We start from the raw sequence: 20401 nt of genomic DNA on the forward strand, positions 1-20401 counted from the left end.
ATAGTTAGTTTTGGGAGGTAGACACCTGTTCTTTCCGGTGATAAGTATAATAAATGGCCATTCCCGTAAACAACAGCCCACCAACAATATTACCCGCCGTCACGATCAACTGATTGTACAACCACCAGTCCGACATCGTCACCTGAGCACCAAACATCATCCCGGCAGGGATCACAAACATATTGACCACCGCATGTTCATAGCCCAAGGCAAAGAAAATAAAGATGGGAATCCCCGCCGCCAGGATCTTGCCTAAGGTAGACTTGGATGTCATGGACATCACCACACCCATGCAGACCATCCAATTGCAGAGAATGGCTTTGACAAAGGCTGAGAATAACCCGGCAGCACCATGGTTGCCGTAGCCCAAGGTTTTCTTTTCACTAATGACAATCAGACTTTGCTCGATATTCCCAAGCTGGCTAGCCTGTCCAGTTTCAGTACTTGCAGCCCAAAACAAAAGTGCAAAGAGGACACTGCCCAATAAGTTTCCAAGGAAGACCCAGAGCAAGTTATTGGCCATCACCTTAAAATTGATCTTCCCTTCCAGCCAGGCCAGGGGCACTAAGGAGAAACTTCCTGTGACGAGCTCCAGGCCCAAGATAACAATAATCACAAATCCCACAGGAAAGACAAATGCACCGACAAGTCCCAACCCTGTCTGTGCTGTAGCCAATAGAGCGAGCGTAACAGATATCGCCAGTAAGGCGCCAGACAATGCACCCCGAATCAGCAGGTCTTTGATCGGGAGCGAAGATTTGTAGATAGCGGTATTCATCATCACACCGGCTACCTCTTTGGGACTAATATAATCCATCGTTTGTTTGCTTTAAAATAGTTTTTATTTCAATTATTTAGCTAGGGCTTAAGCTGTCATTCCAATATATACTGTCCCATTCTCCACCTTGACCGGATACGTTTTGATCGCACATTCATCACCCGAAAGACATTCGCCCGTATCCAGTGCAAAGGTCTTTTTGTGAAATGGGCAAGCCACTTTTGGCGTATCTCCCAAGGAGCCTAACATCCCACGGCTCAAAATCATCTGCCGCTTATGTGGACATTCATTCTGGGTAGCATACCACTCATTGCGACGGGCGAAATAAAATAGGGCTACCTGCTCATTATTCAACTTAAGACAGACACCACCGTTTTCAATGGCATCGTCAATCTGGCAGGCCTTTAGCCATTGCAGGTCAACTTGTGGGTCAATTTGCGTGTTCATGTGATTTTTATTTTAAAGGTTTAGCGATTCTATGTAAGTGATTTCATCAGTCAATGATGTTGCCCCATGCCCTTTTAATATGTCTTCAGGTTCCAGTCAGCGGCTTTCTTTTGACCGCGCATGGTATCAAAGCGTACCGACTCGTCCCGCTCTTCCGGAGCATTTACAAAATGGACAAAGCGTTTCCGAATCTCCGGATCTTCGACGGCAACTTTCCATTCACAGCGATAGCTGTCGACAAGCAGTTGCATATCCTGTTCCCACGTTTCCCCCATACCAAGACTATCCTCGACTACAACATTCCGCAAATAGTCGATTCCGCCCTCCATTTTATTGAGCCAAGTGGCGGTACGCGTCAAAGGATCGGCTGTACGAATGTAGAACATCAGAAAACGGTCGATATAACGGATACAGGTCTCACTGTTGATATCGGCAGCCAGCAGCAGAGCATGCTGTGGCTTGCTGCCACCGTTGCCGCAGACATAGAGGTTCCAGCCCTTTTCTGTGGCAATGATACCAAAGTCCTTGCTCTGCGCCTCGGCACACTCACGGATACAGCCGCTCACCGCTGATTTTATCTTGTGCGGCGCACGGAGCCCACGATAACGCTCCTCTATTTTTATGGCGAAGGACACACTGTCATGCAGGCCAAACCGGCACCAGGTACTGCCCACGCAGCTTTTGACCGTCCGCAAGGCCTTGCCATAGGCATGTCCGCTTTCAAATCCGGCTGCAATGAGTTCCTCCCAGATAAGCGGGAGATCATTGAGATGTGCACCAAACAAATCAATGCGCTGCCCGCCCGTAATTTTTGTATACAGCTTATATTTCTTGGCCACCTGGCCAATAACAATCAATTTGTCCGGCGTAATCTCCCCACCTGGGATACGGGGAACAACCGAGTAGGTACCACCTTTCTGTATATTGGCCAGGTACCGGTCATTACTATCCTGCGCCACATCATTTCCCTTGCTCAAGATCATCTCATTCCAGAGACTGGCCAGCAGTGAAGACACCAACGGCTTACAGACCTCACACCCGTGCCCACGGCCCAGAGTATCCAGCACCTGATCATAACTCTTCAATTCATGGATCTTGATCAGGTCATAGAGTTCCTGCCGGCTCAGATCAAAATGCTCACAGATGGTACTGCGTATATATTTACCCTGCTGTTTCATCGTGTAGTTGACCAGGTCCTTTACCATCGGTACACAGCCCCCGCAGCCCGATCCTGCTTTGGTGCATTTCTTTACCCCATCCGCATTTTCACAGTTCCCATTGATCACCGCATCACAGATCTGCGCTTTGGTCACCCCCTCACAGCTGCAGATCAGGGCACCATCGGGCAAGGCCTCCAAGCCCGTAGAAGCCGATTTGCTCTCCCCCTGCTCACTCATCAGGAGCAGCTCAGGATGCTCCGCCAGCGGCATGCTGTTGTTGACCATCTGCAAGAGCATATTGTAACCTGTTGCCTCCCCCACCAGTATTCCTCCAAGCAAGCGCGTACCGTCGGTACTGACGTTCAACCTTTTATAGATCCCTTTGTTACGGTCCTCTAGTACGATGGTCCGTGCATAAGGTTCACTGATAAAGGGATCCCCAAAACTGGCCACATCTACCCCCATCAGTTTCAATTTGGTACTCATATCAAATCCCCTAAAGGACTTTTCTTCCCCCAGGATATGTTCGGCTGCTATTTCAGCCATCTCATAGCCCGGTGCCACTAGGCCATAGATCATATCATTGACAAGTGCACATTCGCCGATGGCATACACGGAAGGGTCTGAGGTCTGCATTTGCGGATTGACCACAATCCCGCCTCGCTCGCCGATGGCCAGCCCTATTTTCCTAGCCAGTTCATCCCGCGGCCGTATGCCCGCCGATATCACCAGCAGATCCGTTTCGATCGATGAACCATCCTGAAAAGCGATTCCCGTCAGGCGCTCTTCCCCCAGCAATTGACTTGTTGATTTTTGCAATAAGCAACTCAACCCCAATGCTGCCAGCTTGGTTTGTAGGAGCAGGCTGGCGCTGTCATCAATCTGACGCGGCATCAGGCGCGGCGCAAATTCAATCACTGCCGTTTCTTCCAAGCCGAGGTCCACCAGCGCTTTGGCCGCTTCCAAGCCCAGTAGTCCGCCGCCCATCACGGTACCCTTTTTGACTTTTGCCGTGTAAGCTTTGATCAAATCCAGATCCTCAATCGTCCGGTAGAGAAATACCCCCTCCTTTTCCACTCCCGGAATAGGTGGCACAAAAGCAGCAGAACCAGTTGCAAAGACCAGATAGTCGTACGGGACAATAAGCCCTTGTAATGACAGTACTTCTTTTTTTGAGCGATTTACATCAACAATCGGATCATTTAAATGGATTTTCACATTATTTTCCGCATACCACTCCTTTTTTGACAGGAAAAGTTCCTCCATAGATGAAACTTTGAAGTAATCGGTCAGATGCACCCGGTCATAGGCACGTATTGGCTCCTCTGCAAACACAATTATATCCAGAATATCAGATTTATGCTTTAATTTTTCGCAAATCTTATTACCAACCATACCATTTCCAACAATAACAATCTTTTTTCTTTCCATAATTACTGTTTTTTCTGATAAAAAATCATTTTCATATTTAAACAACACTAATTTATGGAATAAAAAATTAAAAAATCAAAATAAATATGATTTTTATAATATTTTATCAAATAAAAATCAGTTAAAATTCATTATTTCATGATTTATATCAGATTTTTTAATAGATTTACATATAAAATGAACATAAAAACAAAATAACATGAAAAAATTAGGCAAAACATCGTTATTTATTGTAGGATCCGGTCCTGGAGATCCAGAACTATTAACCATAAAAGCTTATAAAGCGATAAAAAACGCACAGATCATCCTTTATGACAACTTAATCAATGAAGAAATCCTTCAAATAGCAGATAAAAACTGTATAAAACACTATGTTGGCAAACATCCTTATGGAAAATACGTTCCTCAGGAAGAAATAAACGAACTTATCCTACATTATTGTGCTCGCTACGACCGGGTGGTCCGGTTAAAAGGGGGCGACCCCTATCTTTTTGGGCGTGGTTTTGAAGAATGGCTTACCGTACAGGGGAAAAATATTGCGGTTTCTTACATTCCGGGCATCAGTAGCATGCAAGGCGCAGGCATCAACAATATTCCCTTGACGCACCGTAGCATCAGCGAAGGGGTATGGGCACTGACCGGGATGAAAAAAGACGGCAGTCTATCGGCTGATCTTCCTTTGGCTGTCCAGAGCCGATCCACTGTCGTGATCTACATGGGGATGCGCAAACTTGATGAGATAGCCCGCACCTATGTACTCTATGGCAAAGGAGAAACGCCGGCGGCTATTATACAACATGCGAGCCTGCCCCAGCAAAAACAGGTATTGTGCAAAGCCAAAGATCTCGTCAGAGCAAGTAAAGAATATGGACTTGGCCATCCAGCCATTATCGTCATCGGTGATGTGGTCGATTTGCAGCATGCACACAGCCTCGCTGTCGCACACAGATCTATTGTATAAGCCGACTGTTTGACAGGCTGCAAATACGGTACTCAGACAGGATCACCTCCTCATCGGGCACGACAAACAAGATCACATAGCCAGTATCGCTCGAAACGACATACTTAAATTCTGGTGGTCTTGAACATTTGATAATTATTTCAATCATCAACCAAAAACTTATTACTCATGAATCCACAAAACAAACCTCTCAAAAAGCTCAGTATCTTATCTTTTAAGGGCGTACAGATGCGTACTTTTCACATTACATGGATTACTTTTTTCTTCTGTTTCTTTGGCTGGTTCGGCGCCGCACCGCTTATGCCACTAGTTAGAGAACAGCTTGGATTGACTAAAAGTGAAGTAGGAAATATCATTATCGCATCTGTTTCAGCAACAATTATTGCGCGATTATTTATCGGGAAGATGTGTGATACGCTAGGACCACGACTCTCCTACACTATCCTGCTGGTCGCAGGTTCGATTCCTGTTTTACTTATTGGATTGAGTAATAGTTATGAGTCTTTTTTGTTATTTCGTTTTTTCATGGGTATCATCGGTGCGTCTTTTGTGATTACGCAGTTCCATACTTCAATGATGTTTGCCCCCAACATTATTGGTACGGCCAATGCCGTAACTGGTGGTTGGGGCAACCTTGGTGGAGGGGTTACTAATTTGGTCATGCCGCTCATTGCTGCGGCATTCGTCGGCATGGGCTTCGTTAGTCAGTCGGATTCTTGGAGGGTCGCAATGGTTGTTCCCGGTATTATCCTACTCATTATGGCATACATCTATTATAGATATACGCAAGATACACCGCAAGGCAATTTCAAAAAACTGTCCGAGGGCGGGAGAATCAATAGAAAGAAGAATGGCTCATTTTTGCTCGCGTTAAAAGACTATCGCGTCTGGATCCTCACACTGGCCTATGCAGCTTGTTTCGGGATAGAGATCACGGTCGACAACGTCGCTGCTACCTTCTTTATGGATCGTTTTGATACAGGGATTATCCTGGCTGGAGCCCTTGCCAGTATCTTTGGCGGTATGAATCTATTCGCCCGTGCACTTGGCGGTATTGTAAGTGATAAAGTGGGGCAAAGTTACGGTATTAAAGGGAAGGGTATGATTCTCGGTATACTGTTGATTTTGGAAGGAATCGGCATAAGCCTATTCGCCGCTTCCAACACATTGCTTCTAGCTATTATTACGATGTTGCTTTTTGCACTCTTCCTTAAGATGGCAAATGGTTGTACATATGGTATCGTACCCTTCATTAATAAAGATAACATTGGCAGTGTGAGCGGAATCGTCGGTGCCGGAGGAAATATTGGAGCCATGTTAGTCGGATTTCTTTTTAAATCTGAAACACTCAGTTATGCTGATGCCTTTCAGTATATCGGTATTGGTGTTTTTCTGATAGGTTTCACTGTCCTCCTCGTGCGTTTTCATCCTCGAATTGAAACTGTCGTTCAAAACGTGTCATTAGAAGTGTAGAATTAGTATCCTTTTGCTATGAATAAAGAGTCGAACAATGTATATAAAAGTACCTGCTGCTACTGTGGTGTAGGTTGCGGTGTGAAGATATCGGTCGAAAAAAATAAAATGATTTCCGTTATCGGCGATAGTGAACACCCTGTCAATCAAGGCAAATTATGTAGCAAGGGCATGAATCTGCAATATACAGTCAATGATCGCTCAGACAGACTTCTCTACCCGCAGATGAGGCACCATAGATCCAGTCCGTTACAACGTGTTTCATGGGATGATGCGTTGGATCGTGCAGCAGCGGTCTTACGCACGCTAATTGCAAAATACGGTCCTGATTCTGTGGCATTTTATGCTTCTGGACAATGCCTTACAGAGGAGTATTACATTCTCAATAAACTAGTCAAGGGGTTTATTGGCACGAACAATATTGACACCAATTCACGTCTTTGTATGAGCAGCGCTGTGGCAGCATATAAAAAAGCGTTGGGTGAGGATAGTGTACCGATATGCTACGACGATATTGAGATTGCTGATTGCTTTTTGGTCGCAGGTGCCAATCCCGCCTGGTGCCATCCGATCCTTTGGCGACGTATAGAGGCACACAAAGCTAAAAATCCAGCGACCAAAATTATTGTTGTCGACCCTCGTGTTACTGATACCTGCGCATTGGCTGACCTGCATTTGCAAATTAACCCAGGGACAGACATTACCCTCAATTATGCGCTGGGAAGATTACTTATAGAACAAGGAGATATAGACCTTGATTTTATAAGCAATCATACCGAAGGATATGAAATGTACAAAAAACGGGTATTCGAACGTACTTTACTGGAGTCCGCTGCAATATGTGGTGTCCCAGTGGAAGACATTGAACGCGCAGCCAGCTATATTGGCGAATCCAAGAGTCTTCTGAGTATGTGGACAATGGGGCTTAATCAGAGTGTAGTGGGAGTTAACAAAAACCTGAGCCTAATTGACCTTAGCCTGATTACAGGGAAAATCGGAAAACCGGGAAGTGGTCCTTTCTCACTAACTGGACAACCCAATGCTATGGGCGGAAGAGAAGTTGGAGGGCTTGCCAATCTACTGCCCGCTCACCGTGATATGGATAATAAGGCACATCGCGATGAAATTCAACAATTCTGGTCAGGGACTACTTTGAGCAGCAAACCAGGGCTCACAGCTACCGAAATGTTTGAAGCCTTAGCCGACGGACGATTGAAGGCAATTTGGATTCTTTGTACCAACCCACTCACTAGTCTCCCGAACACAAGGCTGGTGGAAAAAGCATTGCAAATGGCTAAATTCGTTGTAGTTCAGGAGATATCCAATAAGCCCCAGACCCTGGACTTTGCGGATATTATTCTTCCTGCAGCTGGATGGGCCGAAAAAGAAGGTACAATGACGAATTCAGAACGCAGGATCAGTCACCTGCATCAGGCTATTGCCCCTCCAGGCGAAGCTCTTCCGGATGCAGAAATCCTTTCAAGGTTTGCACAAAAAATGGGTTTTAATGGTTTTTCATATACTACACAACAGGACATCTATAAAGAACATGTCCAGTTAACGGCAGGGACAAGTATCGACATTACTGGGTTGGATTATAAACTTATTGACAATCTAAATACCGTGCAGTGGCCTTTTGATCTGTCAAAGAGAAAAGGTACTCCACGACTTTTTCAGGATAACAAATTCCTTACGCCAAGTGGGCGGGCGCAATTGCATAGCCCTCCTGATCAGCATCACAGTGAATTGCCTGACCAAAATTTTCCGTTTATCCTGACAACAGGACGGATCCGTGACCAATGGCATACCATGTCGAAAACAGGTAAGGTCAGTAAGCTGAACCAACATATTCAGAATGCATTTTTGGAAATTCATCCAAGAGATGCAACAGCACTGAACTTGATTGACGGGCAATTGGCAAATGTTTATTCTCTACGAGGCGAAGTTCGTGTCAGGACACTGATCAGCAAGACGATTAAACCTGGGGTCGTATTTCTACCGATGCATTGGGGTAAGATATTGGGATCTGATCTCCATAGAGCTAATAATCTGACCAACGATTTAGTGGATCCTATTTCGAAGGAGCCTGACTTTAAATTTTGCGCGGTACGTGTCGAACCTCATGTGAAGAGTAAGGAACGTATTGTCATTGTTGGTGCCGGTGCCGGAGCGCATGGTTTTGTCCGCTCCTTTCGGGAACTAAACAAGACCGATGAAATTATCATTTTCAGTAATGAGGATCTGCCTTTTTATAATCGTGTCATGCTGCCACATTATGTCAGTGGCGAGCTTCAATGGGAGCAATTGGTAAAAATGAAAGACGAAGAGGAACCTTTACTCGATATCCAACATCTACGTGGTATCCAGGTTAATGCAATCGACCGAATCAACAAATATGTTTTGGATTCTCGAGGTATTAAAACATATTATGATATCTTAATTCTCGCGACAGGCAGCCGTCCCAGCCTGCCAAAGCATGTGCCGAAGCTACCTGGTATTTTTACGATGCGGCGTCGGACTGACGCTGACCTATTGAAGCGATACCTTCCCGGGCAGGCGCATGTCGTTATCGTAGGCGGAGGATTATTAGGACTGGAAATGGCAGCTTCACTCCGTGAAAATGGGACAAAAATCACCATCGTTCAACGTGTTTCGCGTTTTTTGAATCGTCAGCTGGATCCACTTGGGAGTCAATTGCTTCACGAAGAAATGATAGACCTCGGCTGCGATATATTCTATAACGATGAAGTTCAACTATACTACGGCCGCAATAAACTGACAAAGATCGAATTAAAGAGTGGACGACAGATCAAATGCGACGCACTAATCCTAGCGATAGGTACTACGCCCAATATCGAATTAGCAAGGGATGCCGGCCTACTTTGCCAACGGGGTGTGGTCGTGGATAGTCATATGAAAACTAGCGACCCTGCTATTTATGCCATCGGAGAGATTGCAGAATTTGAAGGGACACTTTACGGTATCACTGCAGCTGCCGAAGAACAGGCTTGTATAGTTGCACATTATCATCAGGGGGATATCAGTAGCTATTATAAGGGAAGCCTGTTTATGAATATTATCAAAATACAAGGTTTTGACCTCTGTAGCATTGGTCTTACAGAAACGCCAAATGAGGACTATGAAGAGATTATTTTTATTGACAAGGCCAAGCGCTATTACAAAAAATGTATTATCTATCAGGATAGACTTGTAGGTGCCATTTTGATCGGTGACAAGAACGAATTTTCTGAGTTTAAAAACTTGATTGCAAACAGGATCGAATTAAGTGAAAAGCGGCTACAGCTATTACGAAGCGGAACTGCCAAAGAAGCTGTCATTGGGCGATTGGTATGTTCATGCAGCCAAGTTGGAGAGGGAAATCTGCAACGATGTATTAGCGGTGGATGTACCGATTTTCAGGAGTTATGTACATCCACCGGAGCTGGGACAGGTTGTGGATCCTGTAAACCCGAAGTTAAGCGTATTTTGGAAAACTACGCTACAGAAAAGGATAAGGAGGTAAAATCCTATGCAAAGTAAAACAATGAAAAAAGGACAGTTTATCAAGGTTAACCTCTCAGGAGGTGCAATATCTCCAGGAGAACTCGACAACTTATTGATTCCTTTGGAAGAGGTGGGTATTACGGAAGTCAAATTTGGCAGTAGGCAGCAACTATATTTTAAAGTAAACGATACGCAACTTGAAGAATTAGAATATATACTGTTCAATCAGGAGTTTGCTTATGAAATTGGTCAGGATATATATCCAAACATTGTGAGTTCATATGTAGCCGATGGGCTTTTTAATCAGGGAGCATGGGTACGTGAAGGCGTATATAAAGATATTTTGGACAGTTTCGAGTTCAATCCCCAGTTGAAAGTGAATGTTGTGGACTGCACTCAATCCTTGGTACCGTATTATACTGGAAATCTAAATTTCATCACTTCGGAATTTAGCAATTATTGGTACCTTCAGCTCCGATTTCCCAAAAGCAACTTATTTTACACCTGGTCCACTCTTGTAAATACCGACGATATTGCGAGACTAAGTCTGTTTTTGGAGCCAATGATGATCGGGTCGCTGGTTGCAACTTCAAGCGAAGGACAACAGTTGGGACAAAAGTTAGAAGCGTCAGCTATTGCCTCCGGAAAATTTCTTTTCCAGTCCACAGAACAGCCATTTATGGAACCCACCTTTAAACTCCCCTATTATGAGGGATTTAATACCTACCAAGATAGACTATGGCTGGGGGTATACCGGCGCTCCGAAACCTTTTCGACCGCTTTTTTACGCGACATATGTAATCTCTGTCTGCAACACAGGATCGGCCAATTGTACACTACGCCTTGGAAATCAATTGTTATTAAAGATATTCAAACGACGACAAGACCTGATTGGGATATTGTGCTAGATCGACATCGAATCAACCTGCGGCATGCCCTAAATGAACTCAATTGGATGACCGAAGATTTTGATCCCATTGCATTAGCGCTTAAGCAGGAATTGGTGCACCACATGAACTGGTTGGATATTCGCACGTACAAACTTTGTTTTGGTATTAAAATGCAACCAAAGAGTGGGATCTGGGGATCTGTAATTTTGCGTTTCATCGACTCTAAGGGAGAGAAATCCTGGTTTCAGGTGCAACATACGCAAGATTTCAACCCTAATTCAAGAGACTTTGTCACTTATCAAAAACGCGTGGAACGAGCAGAACTTATAAGTGTGATCTTGGCACTGTGCGAAGAATTTTATCAACTTCGAGGTAGAGCAGTGATCCAAGAACCTCATAATATTCCTACGCTGGCTACAACAGAAAAGTCCGATCTGATCAGAGTCACTTATCAATGTCCAGCCTGTCAGACAATATATGATCCCATCTGGGGAGATAGTACGCAGGATGTCGCCGCAGGAACACTATTTGAGAAGCTGCCTGCGACATATTGTTGTAGCATTTGTGAAAATGAAAAGTCAACTTTTAAGAAACTGATCAAATAAAGAACTATACTTTTTAACGTATCATCTTCTAGATACTGACAAAAGGTCGCCGGCCTATGGACTTTAGACTAACGGACAGAAAAACTCGGTGAATGGCAGGAAGGTGAAGGTACATCGATACACGGAGCATCTCGATATCATCCACATAAAGCGTAATTGCCCGTTCAGACCATACGACAGATATGAAATTTGTCTGTCCAAGATTTCCTCTCGAGGCCTTTGACCGATTTGGGCTTTCCAAACCAATGGGCTTTCCATTGCCGATCAGTGCCTGTTGCAATATTGGCCAATATATTACCTCCATAATATTTCATAATATCTAGCCATTGGAAGGCCATTACACAATTCCCCTTTTTTCATTGATAATGAAAGATTATTATCACTTCCCTCTGAAAGAATGATTAAGGCAAATAGACTTACCCTAAAATAAGCCTATTTGTAAAAAATCAGATCATATCGATCAAACAATATCCTGATTAAGATTACTTATACCCTGGATTTTGCTTTAGATTGTCGCCGTCTTTGTTATTCAGTTGAATCTCACTTAATGGGATAGGCAGTAAAACATTGTAATCCTGAAAACCAGTTGTTATTTTGTTTGCAGGTCCTGTGTCCCCATTTCGTAAAATCCGTTCTTTTAATTTATTCATTCTGACTAAAGTCATCCGACGGTTTTCTTCTGCAATCAGCTCCCGAGCGCGTTCGTCCAGGATAAAATCAATCGTTAAATCACTTGTGGCTACTTTTCCTAACTGATTATTTCCAGACTCTGTACGTGCCATTTTAAATGAGCGATCCCGCAGTTTATTGATATCCTCTGCCGCACCGGCTGCATTTCCTTGACGCAATCGAGCTTCTGCACGCAGCAAATAGGTTTCGCCGAATCTCATCACAGGCCAATCTTTCACCAGCGCATAACCAAAATCATCGAGTGGATCATAACCACCCCATTTTGTTGGAAATGGATACCAAACTTCTAAACTATCGGTACGAAAAGGAACTACTTTATCCCCTGTTTTGATAACAATATTTTTAATTCCTGCACCTTTTGCTACGCGATATCCATCGGCGTTGACACCAATTTCTGCACTGAAATTTGGACGATTATAATTGGTTGTCCTGCGTATATTAAAATTACTATTGCGAATATCGCCCTTTAGCCCATTCCATACCGTATATTTCATGAAATTACTCAACCGTAAACGGCCATTTCCTCTTCCACCCAGCGAATCGGCATTGACCATCCCATCCCACTTATGATAAGCTGGCTGCCATACCCGGCGTTGTTGTGGGTTGTCAATAGTACCGCCATTAACCTCTCGATTGAACTCCACCTCAAAAGTCCAGATAGCCTCGGTATTCCCCTGCCTACGACGCATATTCCCCTGACGAAACATATCTCTAAAATAATCGCCGCCTTCAGACAGGTATTTTCCGTAACGTGTCTCAATCAACTTATAGTTACCCCCGTCGATAATGGCGGTTGCCATAGCTTCCGCTTGCGCGAAATAGCTTGCATCACGCATACCAATACGTAAAAAAGCTTCTGCAGCAAGCTGTCTCGCCATATCTTTATTGATTCGGCTAGGTGTGCTGGCTGTAGCAAGATCGGGGAGTTCTTTAACTGCATAATTCAAATCATCGGTGATAACTTTATCGATCTCAGCAACAGCGGCCCGTGTATAATTAAATGAAGGCACCTGAATTGAACTGGTCAACAAAGGTACATCTCCCCATAAAGTAACCAGCATATTATAGGCGTAGGCACGAAAAAACCGCGCTTCTGCAGTAGCCTTTGGATTGCTATCACCCACTCCATCTATGACAAGGTTGGCATTATTAATAAATGCATAGCATTTTTCCCACAAAAAACTTACACTTCCATTTTCTGAATTCAGATCAGCATATTGGTAAAAAGGATTTTCAACACCCTCTGTCGATCCTGCACTCGTAATATCTGTCCCAATCTGCCAGCTGGAAAGAAATCCTTGCCGGCCACTGTAGCCCCAGAGCTGTGCAAAATTGTAATGTAAGCCCAGCAACCTGTTCTCCACTGTCGTGGGATCAACATTCGTAGCATCGTAACTTGAATATGGTTTCTCGTCCAAATAGCCTTTACCACAAGAGATCGCTCCTACGGATAACAAAGCAAATATGGAAAATAAGGTGGTATAATTGTTTATCGTCTTTTTCATGTGTATATAATTGATTTTTGCAAAATGATGGGTAAGCGTTAAAAACTAAGGTTAATACCTAATACATACGTCCTTACCATTGGGTAGTTGATGTTGTCATTTCCTGATCCACGTGTAATATCCCTAGCTTCGGGATCCCAGCCAAGCCAATTGGTCCATGTATACAGATTGCGACCACTAGCATATACTGTCAAGCCCTGTACTCCAATTTTTTCGACAAGCTGCTGCGGCATTGTATAACTTAAGGTTACATCTTTCAAACGAGTGAAACTAGCATTTGAGGGGAAGCCATATCCATGAATATTGGAATGGTTACCCAAAGAACGCCATTCATTGCTTTTGTTTTCCGGTGTCCAATACCCGAGCGCTGCTGGTGTGCTTCGACGTCCCATCTCGTCCGACGCTCCTCCTATCTGCGGATTATTGCGCAACGCTCCTTGCACTGTATTGATAAAAACATTTAGCGTAAACGCTTTGTAAGTAAACGTATTTGTCAAACCGGCAGTCCACTTCGGTGCAGTCTGCCCCAAAACAGATCGATCGCCGTCATCGATTTTTCCATCACCATTTATATCTGCAAGTTTGAGATCGCCAGCTTGCGCAGCATCATCCCAGCCCTTATTCGCTCCAGACGCAATCTCGTCCGTCTGCCAGATACCCACCTTCGTATAATCGTAAATTACCCCTAGAGGCTGCCCTATAAACCACCTATTGCCCAGGTCGTCTTTCCCGTTACCATATACTTCCGTAATTTTATTTTTATTACGAGAGAAAACCAGTGTACTCGACCAGTTAAAATGATCTTTTACGATATTTTTGGTATTTAAGGTCAGGTCGATACCCTTATTCTCAATTTTACCGATATTAGAATAAACTGTCGCAAAACCAGTTAGCTTAGGCAATCCTTGGGTCAGGAGCAGATCATAGGTGCTGGATTTGTACATATCAATACTACCTGTGATCCGATTATTTAATAGTCCAAAGTCGACACCGGTATTTAGACCTTTTGTTTTCTCCCACTGTAGATCGTAATTGCCCATCAAGGTTCGAATAGTTAAGGCCGTATTCGACAAGCCATTCATTGCCATTGGGTTTGAGTCCATTAAAAATTGAGTGCGATAAACAGGTATAGCCTCATTTCCAGAAAGGCCATAAGAAATACGCCATTTTAAATTACTGACAATATGTTTGGCGTTTTGCATAAAGGATTCGTTATGAATATTCCATGCCGCAGCTGCGGATGGGAAAGCACCATATTTATTGTTTCTTCCGAATACAGATGCACCATCCCGACGAACGGTCAAGGTCAGCATATAGCGGCTATCATACGCATAATTTAAGCGCCCCATTTGTGAGATTGTACGATATAAATCTGCCGTCGAAGAAACTTTTTGTGTTGACGCGGCCCCCAAGTTACCCCAACCAAGTGCATCATTGGGAAATACCTCGCCTGTTGCAATTGCCTGTTGCCAATATTTGCTTTTTGCCGCATATAGTCCAGTGAAGTCAATATGGTGCTTACCAAAGTCCTTCGTATAGGTCAATATATTTTCTAAGGTATAAGTCTGTGTTTCATTATTGGTTATGCGTCCAAGACCAGCAAAATTATACACCGACTCACCTTCGTATTCATTGTTTCTAACCGGCACAAAGGAATACCCTGCATTCAACTTATATTTCAACCCTGCTAATGGCTTGTACAATTCACCAAAATTTAAATCGGCATAGCCATTCAGGCTAATGTTAAATTGACGGCGCTGCGGATCTAAGGTTGTTGGCAACAAAGGATTGGACCACAGTTGCTCAGAGTACATCGGGTATTGTGTTAAAGAGCCATCCTCATTATACATTCTAGCATAGGGGCTCATGGCCGCAGCTTGCAACAAATTAGCCCGGCCGCCATCTCTATTGTGCGCAACGATAAAGGAGGACGTACCCACCGAAAGGTATTTGGTGGCCTTAAAATCGGTATTCGTCCGGAAAGAGTAACGTTTGTAATTGTAACCCAACAAAACTCCTTTTTCATTTAAATAATCGCCCGACACAAAATATTTGGCATTTTCACTACCGCCCGATAAACTGACGTTGTGGTTTTGTATGACGCCAGTCTGCATAACCGCATCCAGCCAATCCGTCGTTACGCCATTTTTATAATTGTCATATTCGTATTGATTGCGTACCGGACCGCCATTGTACAAACTCGTGTTGGTGATACGGGCATATTCCGCATAACGCTTTAACAGTTCCTCGCCAGAAACAGGTTCGAGGATGTGCGCTACATGCTCTACCCCGCCATAGCCACTGTAACGAATGGACGGTTTACCGGTTGTTCCTCTCTTTGTGGTAATCAATATCACACCGTTCGAACCATTTACACCATAAATAGCCACAGCGGAAGGATCTTTCAGGATTTCGACAGATTCAATATCATTGGGATTGATGTCATTAATAGAGCCATCTGTTTTTGTCAATGGAATTCCATCCACAACAATAAAAGGCTCCGTTGTTGCACTAAGCGAATTTCTTCCTCTTACCTGCACCGAGGGCGCATCACCAGGAATGGATGATGCCTGGGATACCGTCACATTAGACACCGCACCCTGAATCGCCTGCATCACATTATTCACAGGGATCTTTGAAAGACGATCCTTGGGAACTGAAGCAACCGAACCAGTTATATCCGATCTTTTCTGACTACCATAGCCCACCACTACAAGCTCCTCCAAGACATTTTCGGCAGGCACAAGGGCAATGTCCAAATTGGCTTGCTGCCCAACTGTAATTTGTTTCTCTTGAAATCCAACTGATGTGATAATTAACGTGCTTCCAGGAGACGCTTGGATTGAGAAATTTCCCTGTGCGTCGGTCTGAACTGTTTCAACCCCACCTTTTACACGGATGGTAACACCTACAATTCCTTTGCCTGTGGTATCTTTAATAACCCCTCTCACATTTGCACTCTGCCCATAACTGGACAGGGCAATCAAAAAAAGGCTATTCAACAAAAGACCTTTTTTTGTAAATCTGTTATAGTAATGATTTAACATGGTTTATTTAATAATTGATTTGGTTAGCATATTATTTTCTAAGTGCTTCTGGAATCAACCTAGCAATGCCAGAATGTCCAAAGGATATTCTTCTCAATTTGAATTCATAGACTGTCTTGTTTATAATTGGTATTCTTGTCCCCTCCAAAAAATAGCGCGCACATTTTCCGGATAAGCAAGCAAATAATTTCGTCAACCGATGTTGTTGAACTAGAAACAAAAGTAGCTCGGAAGGGAGATCAACGTGTTTGATTTTGGTTCAATTGAGTTGAAATTCCCTTCAAAATGCTAAAAAAAGCCGTTATTGAACATATATGAACTGATCCTATCGAAGAAATACAGTCTCAATCGCGCAGACTTCAAACGAGATCATCAAAAGCATCTGTTAACAAGCAGAGCCGAGCTCTCGCGCCCCGATTAGTTAAAATCAGGCAGTAGAAGAGTACCTGTAAGGTTAAAATAAAAAGAGGCAGTCCAAAATGAACAGGCCCTTCCTGACAACAATGTAGTGTTTATTGTGTCCAAGCATGAAATATTTGCTTCTCGCCATTCCGCCAACGGAGCTCAACTTTTTTATCCGTGGCTTTCAATTCAGGGAACAGCTCTTCATTTGTCCATTTTTCCCCCGATTTCTTCCACAGCTGCAAACTGACATACCATTGTGCTCCCGGTTTTCCTTCTCTTGCAAAACAATTCAATACCGCACTCTCCTCCGCCACAGGATGAAGCCCATGACAACTTCTATTTTCCATTCCCTCCCAACCCAACAGCCGCACCATAGCCAATTGGTATTCACCATTATCTAAAATCATCGCTTCGTGCCCTTTATATTGAAGTGTACGCACTGCAATGGGCTTATCCTTCCTTTTTGGAAGGGCATAATGACCTAACCGAATGCCCAAGGGTTTATCGGATAGTAACTGGTCACATCTTAAAATTCCATTTGCCAATGTCCGCTCCGATAAAGCTAAATGTACCGTCGTGTCCGAGGCTAATGTCGCCATGCGGCGATAAATCCCCTGTTCATATCCCTTAAACTGATACATGCGAAGTGATTCCCAAGTATTCGGTCCGATTTGAAACGCGTAATTCATTGAGATTTCACCGTTCTTTCCATCGGCCTGCCAAGGAAACGCACTGTTATAGGAGAGCTTATTGTAATTTTCCGTTCCCTGATAATAGCCAACGACCTTACTTGCATTCCAAGAACGAATTTCGGAAGCACCTATCCTATCATAATCAGTTATCAATATCTCAGCACCGTCAACATAGGTATTCAACACCTTAGCGGCCGGAATTTGACGATCCCAAGCGCCAAGATTTTCTGAGGCAGTCCAAAAACTACTGTTTTCCGGAACCAATAGACCTAAAAAGAATTTTCCGAACCAATATGCACTGCCCCGACAACTATATTCTTGCACAGCAGGATCAAAAGCACCGTAAAAACCAAGGTTTGGAATACCATCTGAAAGAAAATCGGGATTTTTTAAAAACTGCAATAAGGTACCCGATGCAATTCTTCGCATCCAACCATAATTGATGGACGGATCATCCCATAGCCCCAATAATGGGAAGGGTACCGCAGCCCCCATCCGATAAGAAATACTGCGCCCCCACATAATCATTTCGCCATCACGACTAAATAAATAAGGGTAGCTTTTCACCACATCCTGTAGATTGGATTTGAATTGAGCGGCAAGTTCAGGATACATCGTCGCACCATAGTTATTGGCCCAGAGCGATCCATAAAGCTGAAAGGCCCACATGCTGTAATAATCATAGTAAGGACTATCATTATACCAACCATCGCCACTATAGTCCTTTAAGCATTTTTCTAACAAGTCCTTGAGATAATCTTCTCGGACAGCATAGCTTCTACTTTTAAAAAAGCTCATAATCATGATATTGAAAAAGCGCCAGTTCATCTGTATCGTTGGTCCATTACCATAACTGAGCATGGTTTGTGCAAGTTTATCTTTTGTCTCTTCCGGCAAAGGATCCCATAACACTTCTGGAGCTGCCATTAGCGCAACCGCCAAACCGCCAAATTCTACTAACTTTTGACTAGGTCCTCCATTTTCGGGAAGTGGAGCAATATAACTTTCAGTGGTCTCATCCAATAGCCGTTCCAGTTGATGACGATAATAATCCGCTACGCGAATACCACGAATCTTATAGTCAGGATTTTTCTTTAATAGTGGCACAGCGATGAAGAGTGTACGACACAGCCCCTCTAAGCGTTCCGTTTCGTTATGCACCCCATCTCTCGGGTAACTCCTCCCCGGTTGCTTGGGAAATAACATCGGGCTATTTATATCTTGGACGACAGAAAATGCACCTTCCAGCAAATAGGATGCTGCATCCATCCAATGCTGGCGTGTCAGTCCAGTATAGGGGCTTTTTTTAAAATCTAGCTTTTGCGGTTCGAAAATCGTTTTTTTTTGTGCCTGTATGCTTGTTGCGAAAGCAATATAAACGCCGAGAAACACCAGAATTCGAAGTATACCCAGTTTTATTTTCATTTTTTTTATCTCCCTCATTTTTTTGCGAATTTGTCGCACCATTCGAGCACTTTTACTGCTGTCGGAGCCGTTTCAGCTAATCCTTCGCCATCTTTTTGTACCGTAGCCTGTACAAATAGCGCAATCTTGCGCTTATTTCGCCACAACTCGGTATCGTAGGTCGGCTCCCAAGCCCCTACAGATTCATCACAAAGATCAACAAGGTCATTGGCCTCGCGTTGCATCCCCCACAAGGTCAAAATAGAAGGTCGAGCTCCCCTTTCCTGATCCCGAAAGATCAACGTCAAAGCGACCCTATCGCCTTTCCCTCGAACCAACAACTGCGGTCTAGCGATTGGAATTTCTTTTGTTCCACCACCACTTAAGCTGAATGGAGTTTTTCTAAAATCAAAAGATCGGACTTTCCATTCACCATCCTGCAAATAAATGACTTTATATTGCGGAATCTGTGATTCCGGATCGCGCCAATAACTGGCAATAAAAGGGTTCCCCCTTTCATCGGCAGCAATGGATGTTTGATTAATCAATTCGTGGTGCTGCGGAATACGAGCTGCATATTCTACGGTAGAAGCCTTCATCGGCAGATCATACCTTATACCATTACTTCGCTCCCAGGTTAATCCCCCATCTTTGGAGCAGGCATAAGCCATATCGTGGTTGCTCGCCACATCCGGACTTTCCCGCCACACCCAAGATAAATGTATCGTGCCGCGATTATCGACATAACTTTGCCAATACGCATTTCTCTTTCCTTCACCATCAATCAGGTTGCTATGAATACGTTTCCATTGCTGCTGTTTCACATCATAGCTATTCACCACGAGATTGCCGTTGCCCGATCCCCCATCCCGATATAGAAATAACAGCTGGCCATTGGGGAGTTTTAAAAATTCGGGATAAGTCACTAATGTCTCATCTCGACCTACCATAACCTGCTCGTAACCAAGGACGAGGCTATTTGGATGAATGGAGCGTGCGTATCTCAACCGACTATTATGCTGATCCCAGCATACGTGAAGATATCCTGCCTGATCCACCATGATACTGATCACATTATGCGCATCTTTGGCATGACCGGTATAAGCCGTACGACGCAGCTGCCAAACTTTTCCTGATAGTAGACGTCGACCCAATACCACATAGCCGTCGTCGTCATAATAGGCTACATACTGATATTTACGGTTGCTGGTTAAGGAGTTCTTGCGAAATACGGCGGTATTAACCGTATTCTTTGCCCACCCGTTTCCGACTATTGTTTCCTTAATTTTTTGTCCCCGCACCTGAAAAAGAAATAACAGGCATGCACAGCAGAGCATCACTATTTTTATAATTTGACTACGATATCTTTTCATTTACTTTTTAATTGGCTTTGTGAAGCTTGTTTCATA

12 protein-coding genes are annotated in these 20401 nt (G+C 43.9%); 4 read left to right on the forward strand and 8 right to left on the reverse strand.

The window, feature by feature from the left end; all coding sequences use genetic code 11:
• Window positions 1-4: 4 nt before the first annotated feature.
• The 3 genes from B4G94_RS23155 to nirB form a co-directional block, all read right to left on the reverse strand.
• Window positions 5-817: a formate/nitrite transporter family protein gene (locus B4G94_RS23155; protein ID WP_286862294.1), complete on the reverse strand. Its 813-nt coding sequence runs from the start codon at window positions 815-817 to the stop codon at window positions 5-7.
• 48 nt (window positions 818-865) lie between these two features.
• Window positions 866-1225, reverse strand: coding sequence for a nitrite reductase small subunit NirD (gene nirD / locus B4G94_RS23160; RefSeq protein WP_286862295.1), 360 nt, complete (start codon window positions 1223-1225; stop codon window positions 866-868).
• Between the two features lie 74 nt (window positions 1226-1299).
• Window positions 1300-3816 (reverse strand): nitrite reductase large subunit NirB, encoded by a 2517-nt coding sequence (nirB, locus tag B4G94_RS23165; protein ID WP_286862296.1) that lies wholly within the window; start codon window positions 3814-3816, stop codon window positions 1300-1302.
• A 199-nt stretch (window positions 3817-4015) separates the two neighbouring features.
• Between nirB and cobA the strand changes: the two genes are divergently transcribed.
• The 4 genes from cobA to B4G94_RS23185 all read left to right on the forward strand — a co-directional run bounded on the left by cobA (window position 4016) and on the right by B4G94_RS23185 (window position 11249).
• Window positions 4016-4777: a uroporphyrinogen-III C-methyltransferase gene (gene cobA, locus B4G94_RS23170; RefSeq protein ID WP_223580292.1), complete on the forward strand. Its 762-nt coding sequence runs from the start codon at window positions 4016-4018 to the stop codon at window positions 4775-4777.
• Window positions 4778-5005: 228 nt separating this feature from the next.
• Window positions 5006-6250 (forward strand): MFS transporter, encoded by a 1245-nt coding sequence (locus B4G94_RS23175; RefSeq protein ID WP_286862297.1) that lies wholly within the window; start codon window positions 5006-5008, stop codon window positions 6248-6250.
• Between the two features lie 18 nt (window positions 6251-6268).
• Window positions 6269-9790 carry a nitrate reductase gene (locus tag B4G94_RS23180; protein ID WP_286862298.1) on the forward strand — a complete coding sequence of 1174 codons (3522 nt, stop codon included), beginning with the start codon at window positions 6269-6271 and terminating at the stop codon, window positions 9788-9790.
• A 4-nt stretch (window positions 9791-9794) separates the two neighbouring features.
• Window positions 9795-11249 carry a rubredoxin gene (locus B4G94_RS23185; protein ID WP_286862300.1) on the forward strand — a complete coding sequence of 485 codons (1455 nt, stop codon included), beginning with the start codon at window positions 9795-9797 and terminating at the stop codon, window positions 11247-11249.
• Between the two features lie 28 nt (window positions 11250-11277).
• Here B4G94_RS23185 and B4G94_RS23190 read toward each other — a convergent pair whose 3' ends face one another.
• The 5 genes from B4G94_RS23190 to B4G94_RS23210 all read right to left on the reverse strand — a co-directional run bounded on the left by B4G94_RS23190 (window position 11278) and on the right by B4G94_RS23210 (window position 20365).
• Complete coding sequence (locus B4G94_RS23190) at window positions 11278-11553, reverse strand: hypothetical protein (protein ID WP_286862301.1); 276 nt, start codon at window positions 11551-11553, stop codon at window positions 11278-11280.
• A 178-nt stretch (window positions 11554-11731) separates the two neighbouring features.
• Complete coding sequence (locus B4G94_RS23195) at window positions 11732-13444, reverse strand: RagB/SusD family nutrient uptake outer membrane protein (RefSeq protein WP_286862303.1); 1713 nt, start codon at window positions 13442-13444, stop codon at window positions 11732-11734.
• Between the two features lie 38 nt (window positions 13445-13482).
• A complete protein-coding gene (locus B4G94_RS23200) occupies window positions 13483-16491 on the reverse strand; it encodes a SusC/RagA family TonB-linked outer membrane protein (RefSeq protein WP_286862305.1) in 3009 nt (1002 codons plus the stop codon).
• Window positions 16492-17003: 512 nt separating this feature from the next.
• Window positions 17004-19013: a DUF2264 domain-containing protein gene (locus B4G94_RS23205; RefSeq protein ID WP_286862307.1), complete on the reverse strand. Its 2010-nt coding sequence runs from the start codon at window positions 19011-19013 to the stop codon at window positions 17004-17006.
• Window positions 19014-19027: 14 nt separating this feature from the next.
• Window positions 19028-20365 carry a BNR repeat-containing protein gene (locus B4G94_RS23210; protein ID WP_286862309.1) on the reverse strand — a complete coding sequence of 446 codons (1338 nt, stop codon included), beginning with the start codon at window positions 20363-20365 and terminating at the stop codon, window positions 19028-19030.
• Between the last annotated feature and the right edge of the window lie 36 nt (window positions 20366-20401).

The sequence above is a fragment of the Sphingobacterium sp. UBA7625 genome (genome assembly GCF_002484085.1).
GTDB lineage: Bacteria > Bacteroidota > Bacteroidia > Sphingobacteriales > Sphingobacteriaceae > Sphingobacterium > Sphingobacterium athyrii.

What these genes read in the sequence shown, in the direction of transcription:
- B4G94_RS23155 (WP_286862294.1), bottom strand. Translation starts at nt 817, where the DNA reads ATGGATTATATTAGTCCCAAAGAGGTAGCCGGTGTGATGATGAATACC.
- nirD (WP_286862295.1), bottom strand. Translation starts at nt 1,225, where the DNA reads ATGAACACGCAAATTGACCCACAAGTTGACCTGCAATGGCTAAAGGCC.
- nirB (WP_286862296.1), bottom strand. Translation starts at nt 3,816, where the DNA reads ATGGAAAGAAAAAAGATTGTTATTGTTGGAAATGGTATGGTTGGTAAT.
- cobA (WP_223580292.1), top strand. Translation starts at nt 4,016, where the DNA reads ATGAAAAAATTAGGCAAAACATCGTTATTTATTGTAGGATCCGGTCCT.
- B4G94_RS23175 (WP_286862297.1), top strand. Translation starts at nt 5,006, where the DNA reads ATGCGTACTTTTCACATTACATGGATTACTTTTTTCTTCTGTTTCTTT.
- B4G94_RS23180 (WP_286862298.1), top strand. Translation starts at nt 6,269, where the DNA reads ATGAATAAAGAGTCGAACAATGTATATAAAAGTACCTGCTGCTACTGT.
- B4G94_RS23185 (WP_286862300.1), top strand. Translation starts at nt 9,795, where the DNA reads ATGAAAAAAGGACAGTTTATCAAGGTTAACCTCTCAGGAGGTGCAATA.
- B4G94_RS23190 (WP_286862301.1), bottom strand. Translation starts at nt 11,553, where the DNA reads ATGGAGGTAATATATTGGCCAATATTGCAACAGGCACTGATCGGCAAT.
- B4G94_RS23195 (WP_286862303.1), bottom strand. Translation starts at nt 13,444, where the DNA reads ATGAAAAAGACGATAAACAATTATACCACCTTATTTTCCATATTTGCT.
- B4G94_RS23200 (WP_286862305.1), bottom strand. Translation starts at nt 16,491, where the DNA reads ATGTTAAATCATTACTATAACAGATTTACAAAAAAAGGTCTTTTGTTG.
- B4G94_RS23205 (WP_286862307.1), bottom strand. Translation starts at nt 19,013, where the DNA reads ATGAAAATAAAACTGGGTATACTTCGAATTCTGGTGTTTCTCGGCGTT.
- B4G94_RS23210 (WP_286862309.1), bottom strand. Translation starts at nt 20,365, where the DNA reads ATGAAAAGATATCGTAGTCAAATTATAAAAATAGTGATGCTCTGCTGT.